The 13,767-nt window shown below is 43.0% G+C and carries 12 protein-coding genes; 7 read left to right on the top strand and 5 right to left on the bottom strand.

Translation table 11 applies throughout. The features are described 5' to 3' along the window. The first annotated feature begins 166 nt into the window (after positions 1-166). Positions 167-1,237 carry an agmatinase SpeB gene (gene speB, locus ACM0OS_RS05625; protein ID WP_414542183.1) on the top strand — a complete coding sequence of 357 codons (1,071 nt, stop codon included), beginning with the start codon at positions 167-169 and terminating at the stop codon, positions 1,235-1,237. Here speB and ACM0OS_RS05620 read toward each other — a convergent pair. Beyond that, positions 1,214-2,038 (bottom strand): M90 family metallopeptidase, encoded by an 825-nt coding sequence (locus ACM0OS_RS05620; RefSeq protein WP_414542235.1) that lies wholly within the window; start codon positions 2,036-2,038, stop codon positions 1,214-1,216. The two genes, speB and ACM0OS_RS05620, sit on opposite strands and share 24 nt — an antisense overlap. A 172-nt stretch (positions 2,039-2,210) precedes the next feature. Between ACM0OS_RS05620 and ACM0OS_RS05615 the strand changes: the two genes are divergently transcribed. Then, complete coding sequence (locus ACM0OS_RS05615) at positions 2,211-2,690, top strand: hypothetical protein (RefSeq protein ID WP_414542182.1); 480 nt, start codon at positions 2,211-2,213, stop codon at positions 2,688-2,690. An 86-nt stretch (positions 2,691-2,776) separates the two neighbouring features. On the opposite strand, the gene ACM0OS_RS05610 is transcribed toward ACM0OS_RS05615, so the two are convergent. Then, positions 2,777-4,411: a TonB family protein gene (locus ACM0OS_RS05610; RefSeq protein WP_414542181.1), complete on the bottom strand. Its 1,635-nt coding sequence runs from the start codon at positions 4,409-4,411 to the stop codon at positions 2,777-2,779. Positions 4,412-5,023: 612 nt separating this feature from the next. Between ACM0OS_RS05610 and ACM0OS_RS05605 the strand changes: the two genes are divergently transcribed. From ACM0OS_RS05605 to ACM0OS_RS05585, 5 genes are all read left to right on the top strand, one after another. Further along, entirely contained in the window at positions 5,024-7,135 is a 2,112-nt protein-coding gene (locus ACM0OS_RS05605) for a TIGR00300 family protein (protein WP_414542180.1), read from the top strand. Positions 7,136-7,176: 41 nt separating this feature from the next. Next, positions 7,177-7,692: a DUF2085 domain-containing protein gene (locus tag ACM0OS_RS05600; protein WP_414542179.1), complete on the top strand. Its 516-nt coding sequence runs from the start codon at positions 7,177-7,179 to the stop codon at positions 7,690-7,692. Between the two features lie 62 nt (positions 7,693-7,754). Then, on the top strand, positions 7,755-8,156 hold the full coding sequence (locus ACM0OS_RS05595) for a hypothetical protein (RefSeq protein WP_414542178.1): 402 nt from the start codon (positions 7,755-7,757) through the stop codon (positions 8,154-8,156). Between the two features lie 7 nt (positions 8,157-8,163). Then, complete coding sequence (locus tag ACM0OS_RS05590; protein ID WP_414542177.1) at positions 8,164-8,637, top strand: type II toxin-antitoxin system VapC family toxin; 474 nt, start codon at positions 8,164-8,166, stop codon at positions 8,635-8,637. A gap of 134 nt (positions 8,638-8,771) precedes the next feature. Next, a complete protein-coding gene (locus ACM0OS_RS05585; protein ID WP_414542176.1) occupies positions 8,772-10,613 on the top strand; it encodes a vWA domain-containing protein in 1,842 nt (613 codons plus the stop codon). A 92-nt stretch (positions 10,614-10,705) separates the two neighbouring features. Here the strand turns inward: ACM0OS_RS05585 and ACM0OS_RS05580 are convergent, their stop codons facing one another. The 3 genes from ACM0OS_RS05580 to ACM0OS_RS05570 form a co-directional block, all read right to left on the bottom strand. Then, the gene (locus ACM0OS_RS05580) at positions 10,706-11,404 is read right to left on the bottom strand and encodes a DUF6745 domain-containing protein (RefSeq protein ID WP_414542175.1); all 699 of its coding nucleotides are present in this window, start codon (positions 11,402-11,404) and stop codon (positions 10,706-10,708) included. After that, positions 11,404-11,736, bottom strand: coding sequence for a hypothetical protein (locus ACM0OS_RS05575; RefSeq protein WP_414542174.1), 333 nt, complete (start codon positions 11,734-11,736; stop codon positions 11,404-11,406). Before ACM0OS_RS05575 ends, ACM0OS_RS05580 begins: the two co-directional genes overlap by 1 nt. 100 nt (positions 11,737-11,836) lie before the next feature. Continuing rightward, positions 11,837-13,597: an N-acetylmuramoyl-L-alanine amidase gene (locus ACM0OS_RS05570; RefSeq protein ID WP_414542173.1), complete on the bottom strand. Its 1,761-nt coding sequence runs from the start codon at positions 13,595-13,597 to the stop codon at positions 11,837-11,839. Positions 13,598-13,767: the final 170 nt, after the last annotated feature.

Genomic DNA, 13,767 nt, shown 5'->3' with positions numbered 1-13,767 from the left:
CGACTGGCGAACCCGAAGGGGAGCAGGGGGGAGAAAGACAACCTTGCATCCCAGTAAATTGGATAATTTAATTTCTGGAAGTCCCAGGAAGCAATCTTACGGAGCCTCTTTTCGTTAGGATAATTGGGTACGAGACAGTAACTTACCCAGGCAGGTGTAAATCCAGATGAGTACTCAACAACCAGACTACAATCCTAGTGGCGTAGGGGAAATTAATGGCAACTTATTTGGTCTGCCATGCGATTATGAGTCTGCTAACTTGATTGTTATTCCTGTGCCGTGGGAAGCAACTGTATCTTATGGTGCTGGTACTGCCAATGGGCCACAGCGAATTTTGGATGCTTCCATACAACTGGATTTATTCGATTTCGATCATCCTGATGGCTGGAAACAGGGAATTTTTATGCAGGAAATTTCCCAGGATATTTTAGAAAAAAACGAATATTATCGCACCTTGGCAGCGAAGATTATTGAACGATTAGCACAAGGTAAATCATTGACAGATGCACCCGACTTAACCCCTGTGCTGACTGAAATTAATCAAGCTGGTCAACAGATAAATGAATGGTTATTTGCCCAGTGTCAGGAAGCAATTAACCAAGGGAAACGTGTTGCAGTCATTGGTGGGGATCACAGTGTACCTTTAGGTTACCTCCAAGCATTAGCCACTAAATACCCAAATTACGGCATTTTACACATTGATGCCCACGCAGATTTACGCGATGCTTATGAGGGATTTGAGTTTTCCCATGCTTCTATTATGTTTAATGGGCTGAAAATACCGCAGATTTCCAAGTTAGTGCAGGTAGGGGTGCGTGATATTTCTCATGACGAAGTGGCAATGATTGATCAATCAGATAATCGCATCATCGCTTATTATGATCCCATGATTAAACAAAAGCTCTACGCTGGTAGCACTTGGATTGATTTATGCCGAGAAATTATCAGTCATTTACCAGAGTATATTTACATCAGCTTTGATGTTGATGGACTTGATCCCAAGTTGTGTCCAAATACAGGTACTCCTGTTCCTGGTGGCTTAGAATTAGAGCAAACTTTTTGTTTATTTCGAGAATTGATCAAAAGCGATGCCTACGGCGGCAAGCCACGCAAAATCATCGGTTTTGATGTCTGCGAAGTTGGCGATGCGGAGTGGGATGGTAATGTTGGGGCGCGGACTGTTTACAAACTAGCGAATTTGATGGATTTATCATTAAGTCCATTGAACAGGATCTAATTGATAGTAGCGTTGTAATTGCTCATAAAGTACCGGATGCTGCCGTTGCAATTGGCGTGGTTTTTCATAAAATGTTTCAGTAGCCACGGCAAAAAATTCGGCGGGATTGGTCGTACCATAGCCATCCATCACAGTTTTGGCTTTTTTTTGAATATCATGACAAAGTTGTTGATATTCTGCCGTCATCACCTGCGCCCAAATAACATAATCGGAATTGTGCTGTAAGATAGGCACACCGTTGGCTGTTCTATCCTCTTGATCTAACTGATGGGCAAATTCGTGTAGCACAACATTATGTCCATCTTTCCAGTTATCGGTATCTTGTTTAACCTGTAACCAAGACAATATCACTTGGTCTTGAGTCCAGGATTCTCCCAATCGGGCCTCGCGTCTTTCTTCGACTACATAATTTCCCGTAGCCACAGTTTGATTGACAAAATATGTACCGGGATAAATCAAAATAGAACGCAGTTTCGGGAAGTATTTTCCTCGCTCGTTGAGTAAAAGTAAACAAGCCACAGCAGCAATAGTTACCTTCATTTCTGCGGTTACTTGTAATCCGCCACAGCCAATGAATTGCTTTTCTGCCAAGAATACTTGAATATGTCCCTGAAGTCTTCTCCGTTCATCAGGTGAAAGCTGGAGATAAATGGGCAGATGATTTTCAATGATGGCATTCCACAATGGAGGAAAAGAACGGCGTTTAACACGGTTGCGACGCTGTTTAATGATTAAGGGACTGATTAAAATACCAATCACCATCAGCCCAATGATCATAAAAACAGCAATTATTTCCACCATTGATTTTTGAGCGCCTAACGCTGTCTGATTCACATATGCTATTTTTTACTATTTTAGACTCCTGACGCTACTACTAACCTAGTATCAGCGGTACTAAGATTCAAAAATAAAGCTATCCGCCGACATGGTAGTGATAAAATATAGTGTAGTCATTGCTCTCATCCCCACTCTAATGAATAAAGCATTAGATGAAACGCTTTCCCTTGAAATTGCTGAAAGTATAAAAAGCAAAGCTAATAAGCCATTTGATAATGCTTACAGAGCAGTATTAATCACAAAAGGCGCAAAGTATGTCCAGGGGTTTTTAGCGGTTGCTGATAAACCATCTCAACCAATTGAACATAGTTGGATGGAATTAAGTGATACTTCGGGTAATGATTCAACTGTCAAGATTATTGACCCCACCTTGCCACATCTGCAAAAAAGTTCTCATGAGCTTTGGTACTTCGCTGCACAGAGTTGGAGTGTCAAGCAACTGAAAGCAGTAATAGAAGAATCGCAAGAAGATTATCCAGAAGATGACCCCTTACCAATTTATGGTGATGCACCTTATGAGTATTACGGTGATGTGATGTTGGGTGGTAAGGAATATTTAGACGCTTATCAAGCAGCAGCAGCTAAGTCCACAGAACTTCAAGAATCCCACACCTAAAAATAAAACCCATCAGTCTCGTTTGGCGGTACTTGCTCCCACTGCTTCTGCACATGAACAGGACTAGCGGGAGCATTCTTGTGAAATTACTCTTGACCCGCGGCTTCAGGCGTTGCTGCTGGCTGTGAGGGAGCGCTTTGGCGACTACGGCGTAAAGAATCCCGCAAATTGTTTTGACTAGGAGATGGTGTCTTAGCGGGAGGTGGGGTATTGGCTGTGGGACGAGGACGGCGATTTGTGTTAGCTGCTGGTGCTGGTCTTGGTGCTGGTCTTGGTGCTGGTCTTGGTGCTGGTGCTGGTTTTGCAGCTGGTCTTGGTGGTGCTGGCTGTGCTGCTGGTTTTGGTGGTGCTGAAGTAGGAGATGTTCGCTGACGCTGGACACTGCGTAAAGAATCTCTGACATTTCCTTGATTGGGAGTAGGAGTTGTCCTGGTTCCCGATGACGAGCCTGTAGCAGTGTTGGGTGCAGGTTGACGAGGTTGTCTGACTGGTGTTGTCGTTGTAGGACTAGAAGCTGCGGCTGGATTCGCTACTGGTGTAGTTTCTCGTCTTGCTCTAACTCTGGGTTCGCTAGTTGTTGGGGCTGGAGAGTTACTAGAACTAGGTGCTGCGGTCTGGCGACTTCTTTGTTGAGCTTGTGCTTCTTGTTGTTTTTTTCTTTCTTGGACTTGGCGGTGTCGCTGGGAACCTTGGATAGCATAATCAGTAGCTATTGAAACTCCTTGTCTACCACCTTCTGAGGGTTTTAATCTCCAATTACGCGCTTGTCTGACTGTTTCTTCATCTAATCGGCTATTGCCACTAGAGTTAACAATCCGGACATTAGTGACATTACCTTTAGCATCAGTATCAACAGCTACTTCTACTCTACCTTCGATTCCTCGTCTTTTAGCAAACTCTGGATAGCTGGTACGGCACTGGGTACACGCTGCACGACCATCACCTGAACCACTGGAATTACTGCCAGCATTAGGAGTTTGTGGTGCTGTAGGTGCTGCCGCTATGGGCGATCGCGGTACTCGTGTACTGTTAGTACTGGTAGCTGTAGTTTGTCTGGGGACGGCGATTGTACCACTAGGTTCATTAGACTCGACTGCATTACTATCTTGACTAGCTCTAGAATCTCTTAAGCCGCTTAAAGACTCCCTCAATTTCTCGTTACCTTGATTAGTGGGAGCAACAGCAATTGTTGATGGTGATGATTCTGAAGTTAATAGAGATTCTAGCTTGGCTACAGCTTCTTGTCGGGGAACACTTGTTGGCTGTGGCTTTTCAGCAGCTACCGTAGGTTGTTGTGGTTGCGGTTGCACTGGAGGCTTTTCTACACTCTCAACCTTTGGTTCTGGCGGTGTTACGAGGGGTTGTTTTGCGGCAACTACAGGAGGCTGAGGAGCAATCTGTGGCTGGGATTCCTGGACAATTTCTGTTTTTGCCGGACTAACTGGAATTTCGCTACTGGTAATTGGGCGCGGTTGGGGTGGTTTTGTTTCTTCTGGAATTACTTCGGGTGGTTTTTCTGGTTCTTCAGTAGGAGGATCAATAATAGCTATTTCTATTGGTGCATATTCTTCTTCAGGCGTTCTCACCAACAAATTGCCTATGCCTGAGGCCAATACGCCAATATGTAGCGCTAACGAACCAATCAGACTGTAAATCAGAAACGACTTGAGAGCCTCAACTTCTTGGGAACGATGTTTGACAGTAATTCCAGAAAAGCTCATAGTCTATTGCTACCTATTATCACTAATTTAGCTATCTTAAAACGTACTAGCTCAAAATATCAAGCGAAATAGGCAAATTATTTCCGTAATCCTACTATGGTGGGTTTTACCGGAGAATTGTAAGCATTTTCTGTAATTACAGCTTAACTTATGTCGATAAATTAGTTGCCCATCAACCCCATAAACTAAGTGTACGATTCAGCTTTATTTAAAATAATTATCAACTTATAAAAAAATCTTGCGAAATTATATCAAATATATCTGGGGTGATTGCGGATCAATCAAATTTTGATTACTTCCTCAGAAAATCAAAAAATACGATATATCCTCATCTAGTCAAATAATTAGCTAATTAACCTGCAACTATTCTGTAAATCAAGGTTATACTCCAGTTTGTGAGTTAATACTGGCATCTGTATTACTGACTAAATTACTGCTGCCAAATTGACACTTTAATTTGTCTTTTCTAAGAATAGAATAAGAGCGGAGCCTGTGTGTCACCTGAGAACTATCAAAAGATAGAAGGTTAATAGCTGGTTTTACAAAACTAGAACTAGTAAAAGTCTGTATCCGAAGTAGGCTTGTAGCATCTAAACGCTTGTAATATTTTTTATGACTTCCCTGATTCGCTTTTTGATGTGCGCCCCTGACCACTACGATGTGGACTATGTAATCAATCCCTGGATGGAAGGGAATATTCACAAGTCATCGCGCGATCGCGCCGTCGAACAGTGGCAGAAACTCTACCACATCCTTACACAACACGCCATTGTAGATTTAGTACCACCCCAGATCGGTTGGCCAGATATGGTGTTTACTGCCAATGCTGGCTTGGTGTTAGGAGATAATGTCGTCCTCAGCCGCTTTTTGCACAAAGAACGTCAGGGCGAAGAACCTTTTTTCAACAACTGGTTTGAAGAGAACGGTTACACAGTTCATTTACTACCTAAAGACCTACCCTTTGAAGGTGCAGGGGATGCACTATTAGATCGAGAAGGACGTTGGCTATGGGCAGGATACGGCTTTCGTTCTGAATTAGATTCTCACCCTTATTTAGCTAAATGGCTAGATATTGAGGTGCTTTCCCTGCGCCTAATTGATGAGCGGTTCTATCACCTAGATACCTGCTTCTGTCCTTTAGCTAACGGCTATTTATTGTATTATCCTGGCGCTTTTGATGCCTATTCTAACCGCTTAATCGAAATGCGCGTCGCACCAGAAAAGCGGATAGAGATTACCGAAGCCGATGCTGTCAACTTTGCCTGCAACACGGTGAACGTGGAAAGCATCGTCATCATGAACAAGGCTAGCAATGCTTTAAAAACACGTTTAGCAGATGTGGGCTTCCGCGTCATTGAAACGCCACTCACTGAATTTCTCAAAGCTGGTGGTGCAGCTAAATGTCTCACCCTGCGCGTAACGGAACCCCTACATGCAGAAATCCATGCCAATGTCTCGGTAGAAAGCCGAATTATTCGTCTAGAAGGGCATTTACTCGACTCTGGTTTAATTAATCGGGCCTTGGATTTGATTGTGGATGCTGGGGGTAGCTTCCAAGTGATGAATTTCAACTTGGGAGAACAACGGCAAAGCACTTCAGCCGCTGAGGTGAGAGTGTCAGCGCCTTCCCATGAAGTGATGGAAGAAATCATTTCTGAGTTAATCGATTTGGGTGCGGTAGATTTGCCCCACGATGAACGGGATGCCAAACTAGAACCTGTGATCCAAAATGGGGTTGCTCCTGATGATTTTTACGTGAGTACGATTTATCCCACAGAAGTGCGGATTAACGGTGAATGGGTGAAGGTACAAAATCAGCGCATGGATGGGGCGATCGCCATTACTCAAAGTTCTGATGGTCTAGTGGCAAGGTGTAAAATTTTACGCGATTTAGAAGTTGATGACCGGGTAGTTGTTGATGTACTAGGTATCCGCACCATCCGCAAAACAGAATCACGAGAACAGCGGAATGCTCAAGAATTCAGCTTTATGTCAGCGGGAGTTTCTAGCGAACGGCGCGTGGAACTGGTAGTTGAGCAAGTAGCCTGGGAATTACGAAAAATTAGAGATGCTGGCGGTAAAGTAGTTGTCACAGCGGGGCCTGTGGTGATTCACACTGGTGGTGGTGAACACCTAGCGCAGTTAATGCGCGAAGGATATGTACAAGCACTGTTGGGTGGCAATGCGATCGCAGTCCATGACATCGAGCAAAATATGATGGGTACATCCTTGGGGATGGACATGAAGCGGGGTGTCGCGGTGCGTGGTGGACATCGTCATCATCTCAAAGTAATTAATACTATCCGTCGTTATGGCAGTATTGCCAAAGCTGTGGAGGCGGGAGTAATTAAAAGTGGCGTGATGTATGAGTGTGTCTCGAATAATATACCTTTTGTGTTAGCTGGTTCCATTCGGGATGATGGGCCTTTACCTGATACCGAAATGAATTTGCTGACAGCACAGGAGGAATACGCCAAACAGATTGAGGGTGCGGAGATGATTTTGATGTTATCTAGTATGCTGCACTCCATTGGGGTGGGAAATATGACTCCGGCTGGAGTGAAAATGGTCTGTGTCGATATTAATCCAGCTGTGGTGACTAAGTTAAGCGATCGCGGTTCTGTGGAATCGGTGGGTGTGGTGACTGATGTGGGTTTGTTTCTCAGTCTGTTGATTCAGCAGTTGGATAAGTTGACAAGTCCCTATGTTGCTAATGTAGGTTAAGAAATGTCTCACGCAAAGACGCAAAGGCGCGAAGAAGAAGAATGGTAAGGGTAGCTTTTAAGGATGAGTTACGGGTTAATTGGGTCAGTTTTGTTGCTGACTTTATGCTGGTGGGGATGGTTTTCGGCCCGCCTTTTGCTCCTTTTTTGGCTGCGTCTGATGTGTTTTTGTTGGGGAGGATTGCGGACATTATCTATTTCATGGGTAATCATGTGTGTCCGCAACCAAATATGGGACTTGATTTAGCTCCCCCGTTGATTATGGCTGTGTGTATGCGCTGCTATGGTACTGTGACGGGGTTGCTAATTACTCGGTTGTTGTATGGGATGAGTGGTGGTAAGGGTTTTTATTGGTTGAGTCAGTATGGCTGGAATGGTGCAGCGCTGGCTAGTGTGTTGATGATGGCTTATCCTTTGGAATTGGCGGCCCAGGTGTTTGGGTTATGGGATTTTAATAATTATTTGGTGACTCCCTTTGGTTTGATTACGGGTTTGGCTTGGGGTTTGTTTACTATGCCAATTTTGCATGAGTCGCAGTATGGTAACAGCGCTAGGTAAGCAGATAGACTTCAGCCGCGAATGGCATAGAATTGAAAAATAAGTTCACCTATAGTAACTCTATGGTCAAGACACCATCGATAAATTTGATTATTCAACAATTAGATGCCCTTTCTTTAGCAGAACTGCTAGAAGTTAAGGCGAGAGTCGATGCATTGGTTGAGGCAAAATCTTCGCCTTTTAGTCAAATACGACAATATTTTGCTGATCGTAAACATAATTACTTGATTCCCGCTACTAGTATTCGCGGAAGCTATCGCCGAGCAACATTCGTTTCGAGTCAAACGAGAGACATTGATATCGTTGACTTTGAGGGATTTGTTGAACCAAAAACAAACGGGGACGATTCGTTAGAAAAAGTCCTAGGCTTAGTTGATGAATGGATGGCCGATGAATCAGGATACGATGAAGAAACATACCCTGAGATTGAAACAGCTTTAAATCAGAATTGGCGGACTGTATAACAATCAAATGGGTAATGTTATATTACTGGACACTCATCCCCTCAGTAAAGTTACGCATCCAAAAATCGAACCGAAAGTTAGTAAATGGCTACAATCTTTACAAAACACTGAAACTGCTATACGTGTGCCAGAGATAGCTGACTATGAGCTGCGGCGGGAATTATTGAGACAAGGAAAGCAAAAGAGTATAGATCGCCTCAACAAACTTAGTCAAACTTGCCTCATACCACTAACCCCAGAAACAATGCGAAAAGCAGCAGAATTATGGGCATGGGTGCGAAATCAAGGTCAGCCGACTGCAAGCGATGGTAGTTTGGATGGTGATGTTATTCTTGCGGCTCAGGCTATTCTCCAGTTACCAAGTTTTGATGAAGTCGTAATTGTCACCACAAACTTAAAACACATATCACGGTTTGAGAGTAAAGGGATATGTGTAGCAGATTGGCAGCAAACTCTAAATAACTGCGGTAAAAATGACTAAATGACGCAATAATTACTTTAAATTACCTCTATATACTGATTCACCTGCGTTCTGGGTAAACTAAAAATAACCCTGATAAACTCTCCAATATCAGGCTTGTAACTAAATACAGTTAACTCAGAAGGCTATATAAAATGATTAATACTAGTTACGACTTTGATCAGGCAATTCTACCTACAGGGTCTTCATTAAAGACAAACATTTTGCTGCGGTTTCGAGCTGATATTGCTGAATCTCCCCGGCGTGACCTCAATCTATCTCTAGTAATTGACCGTTCTGGTTCTATGGCTGGTGCAGCCTTACATCATGCACTCAAAGCCGCCGAGTCTGTGGTAGATCAACTAGAGTCAAAAGATATTCTCTCAGTGGTAGTTTATGACGATGCAATAGATACTGTGATACCACCCCAATCTGTAACTGATAAATCTGCATTGAAAACCTCTATTCGCAAAGTTCGAGCCGGCGGTATTACCAACTTATCTGGGGGTTGGCTACAAGGTTGCGAACATGTAAAATCACAACTTGATTCGCAAAAAATCAATCGGGTGCTTTTACTTACCGATGGTCACGCTAATATGGGTATTCGAGACCCCAAGGTACTCACAGCGACATCAGCCAAAAAAGCTGAAGAAGGTATTACTACAACTACTCTAGGTTTTGATCAAGGTTTTAATGAAGATTTGTTGATTGGGATGGCAAGAGCCGCCAATGGTAATTTCTATTTTATCCAAAGTATTGATGAGGCTACAGAAGTATTTAGCATTGAGCTAGATAGTCTCAGAGCAGTGGTAGGTCAAAATCTGAAGGTGACACTGGAATTAGCTGATGGTGTTAGCCTTGTAGATACTTTAAGTTTGGCTACAGTCAGTCAAAATGAAGCTGGTCAAACTGTGATTAGCTTGGGCGAACTGTACGAGGGAGAAGATAAACTTTTGGGGTTGAGTCTAGAGATAACAGCCGCCGCAATTGGTGATTTACCTGTGATGAAGTTGCATTACAGCGCTGATGTTATCCAAGATGAAATAATTCAAAGTGTTTCTGGTATGGCCGATGTTATTGCCAAAGTTGGCACTGTAGAAGAATCCGCGATCGCATCTTCTAGTCATATTATCTTAGAACTCAGCCGCCTCACTATTGCTAAAGCCAAAGAAATTGCTCTGAATTTAGCTGAACATGGCAAACATGAAGAAGCTGAACAAATTTTGCGTGAGTTAATTAAAGAGTTACGGGATAAAGGATTAAATGAGAACTTTGAAATTGCTGAGGAAATAGATCAGTTAGAGTATTTCGCCAGTCGCATCGCGCAAAAAGCTCTAGGTAATGCTGGGAGAAAAGAACTGCGAGATCAAAGTTACCAAACCATGAACCGCAACCGGAGCGATTTAGTGGGGCGTGGTGTGACAGCTGGCGATGAAGTCTACGCGATGTCGGTGGTGAATGAAGTTGGTTCTGGTGTGGAACTACACTGTGTTCGGGAAGCAGGTAAATTGCGAGTTAAAGTCAAGTCTGACGGTTACGATGTTAGCAAGAACGTCCAATTTCCGCGAGCTATTCGTGCTGAAGGCGCACGTTATGTGGTTGAAAAACTAGAACTTTCCAGCGATGGTAGTTTCTACCGTGTAGAAGGTACAATTACCCGTCTGACTCAACCTGGTGAACCAGATATTTTTGTTACCCGCAGATCATCCCAACGAGTTAGCACAGGTAAAGCCGCCAAAGGCCCGGCTAGTGCAGCTGACTTAGCTACGACTGACACTGTGGACGACAAAATTTTAGTGCAGTGTGTCAAAGAAGGGAGCAAACTCAGAGCTAGGGTAGTTTCCGACGGCTATGAACCAGATTGGAATATGCGCTTTCCTCGGACGGTGCGTGAAGAAGGAATGCTGTACGTTGTTGATGAAGTGAAAACAGCACCCGATGGCAAATCATATATAGCCTGTGGGGAAATTAAACGATTTGTGCAACCCGGTGTTTAAGTATTGGGGATTGGGGAGATGAGGGAGATGAAAAACAAAAATTTTAGTACTAATGCAAAGTATTTCCCCCTACTCTCTACTCCCTAATTTCTTCACGCTTCCACTACTGGATGATACTCATCTGGATTATTAAAACCTGCAATCCAGGCTGCTGCTTGATGACAATTTCGCATGTATGGGGGAACGCGCAGGACGTGAATGTGTCCGGTGGATGGACAGGTTACTTTTAATACCATTAATGGTTCGTCATCTTCTAGGGGTATGGATACAAGTTGACGTTCTCCGCCAGTATCTTGATCGCGATCGCGGATTAATCCGCCTACTTGCTGTAAAAATGTTTCATATCCCAAACGCTCAATCAGTACACGGCGCAATTCTACATTCTCGATATTGAGTATCTCTTGTCCTGTAAGAGTGTGTGAGGCAAAGGCAATTTCATCTGTCACCCTTACACCCCGCCAGTACAAAACGAAACCATGTCCCGCAGGTAAGTTAGTAATACCGCTACCAGCTAATTCAATCCAATTAGTGACGTGAAGACCTGGAGGTAAGGTAGTTAAGTTTACACAGTCTGTAATATCTAGGCTTTCACTTGTGAGATTTTCTGGAAGTTGGTAAAGATGCGCTGCACCGCTTAAATCTAGATGACCCAAAACACGTATTCCATCCCAGGCGCGATGTTCTAAAATCAGTTTTCGCCCACGTTCAGGTGATACAGGTTCATGGTTAATATCAGGGCGTTGCTTAACAGGTTTTTTTGGGATACGCCCATTGGACATGATGTTGAGCATTAGTCCTCTACCTCTATGTAAGCATCAGGACGGTATTCTCTTTGTTTCCAGACTCGATAAAGTCCTTGGGGTAATTCAATGACTCGATGTTCTTCGTGAATTAAGGTGGCGCTTGATTCTTTGATTTCGAGAAACAAGTCATTACCATGTGCCCACAATTGCACAGCCTGAGATTGCTGAATGCGATGGCTATGTCCTGTAACTTCACCGTGAGCGAGAGTTGTACCTTCACGTTTTTGTGCGCCTACAGGTAGGGTGGCTATACGTCTGATGAGAACGTCGCCATGTCTGTAGAGAGTGTTGGTTGGAGTGTGGTTGCGATCGCTGTTCATGCTTTTATTATATGGTGTTTTAATTTACTGGTTGGGGTGTGAGGGTTGCTTAAATTTACTTAAGGTTTATGGCTGTGTTATTCGATGGGGTAATTTGTTGTCATTGAGAATTAAACCACTCAACAATTCCCTCAGCTAAAACCCTTGCTAACCTTTGTTGTTCCTGAGGATTCATCGCTAATTCAAAATCATCGGGGTTACTCATAAAACCCAATTCTAATAAAACCGATGGCGCAGTATGAGGACGCGTGAGGGCTAAATTATTCCAATACACCCCAAAAGACGACCTACCTAAATCCTGAACTAACCGATTTTGTAATAACACTGCTAAACTGTGGGCTTGGGGATGATACCAATAACTGCTGATACCTTTGGTATTTTCTGCATCGCCGTCATCGGGTAAAAATCGATAATGAAAAGTGAGTGCGATGCCTACGGCGGGCGAAGCCATCGCAGGTTCAATTTGATCTATCATTCTCTGACGTGCCACTAAAGATAAATCCCGATCATCTTCTCTAGTCATCACTACTAATGCACCTCGTCGCACTAATTCATCCCGCAATAGTTTTGTGACTACCAGATTTAAATCTTTCGCTAAATAACCTGTAGGCCCTGCTGCACCTAATTCTTCTCCACCATGTCCGGCGTTCAGCAAAATTTTTAACCCTGATAATGGTCTTTGTTGTCTGCGCTGAGGGGGATGGCGCAAATTCAAAACTAAGCTTGTATCTTGATATTTTACGTTATATCCCCACTGTTGGTCTTTTTTGAGGTGAAAAGTGTATTGCACCGTTTCTGGCGTGATTTGCTGCCAATCTAGGCGAGAAATTATAGGATTATCATCTAGGCGAATTGTGTCAGTTTGGGCTGTGGTGTTATGTAGTGTGAGAGTAAAACTTTTATTGCCTTGTTCTATAGTCACAGGTACAGGTATTTGTAGCGGAAAGACAATTTCTGTGGCTGTGGGTAATTGCTGCGATATGATGCTGCGAATGTGAGAACGTGGAGGAATAGCTTTTGGTATAGTCCGAGTTTCTTGACTATGAATCCATCCACCATAATCTAAACGTAACCAATCACCTTGTTTACCTGTAACAGATGCTTGTACACCTTTGGGTAATGGAGTTAAGCGGGAATCAGTGGTACTGGGGCCGGTTCGCGCCACACCAGCATCAGCTATGACTTCTATTACTGGGAGTTTAGCTGGTGAAAGGCTGAGAATTTTACCAGGACTAATTTGAGTGATTGTCTGGTTATTAAGGGTTAATTTAAATTCTGGTTGTTTGATATCACCAGATGTTGTTAATTTAGTGCATCCCTGATATTTCCCTGGGATATTTTGAATAATAGGTTGATTTTTATCTATATAAATTGCCGCATTACTAGGTAAAGATATTTGTTGTGTTTGTGGTAATAAATTAACAGTTTGCTGTCCTAACTTAACTTGTACTTTTGCATTTGGTGTAGCTATGGCACTAAAACAAACTTCTTCACCTAGTAAGCGAGCAATGTCAACATTAGGAGTTAGGGAATCTACAACAAAACCTAATTTTGGGGGTTTTTGTACTTTGTCATTAACTCTAGTTATCCGCATTTTAATTTCTTGATTTGGGTAATGCACCGTAAACAGATTTTCTCCCATTTGCAAAGGAAAACTAGGAGCAAAATGACCTGATTTACTGCGGTTAATTAATTGATTATTAATAAAAACTTGTCCGCTTGATGGTGCAGTTCCCAAAAAGAAGATTTTATCTGTATTAGTTTGATGATTCGCTGGCGGATAAACTACTTTGAGCGTATTTTCTTGCGCTAAAGCCACAGCAGGAGTAAGTAAAACTATTAATCCGATAAATATTTGCATGGAAAATTATGAGGTGATAAGAAAAATAATTTTTATCACGCAGAGGCGCAGAGTCGCAGAGAGAATAAGAAGTTTACGATTTCAAAATATCAAGGCAATAAGCAATAGAAATTGAAAGTATTGTAGTCATAGCCAAAAGTATTTCCCCCCTGCCCCCTGCTCCCTGCCCC

Source organism: Nostoc sp. CCY0012 (assembly GCF_963920855.1).
In the GTDB taxonomy this organism is placed as follows: Bacteria; Cyanobacteriota; Cyanobacteriia; order Cyanobacteriales; family Nostocaceae; genus Cyanocohniella.
The sequence above is the reverse complement of the archived record's forward strand: the minus strand, read 5'-3'. Positions and strand labels throughout refer to the sequence as shown.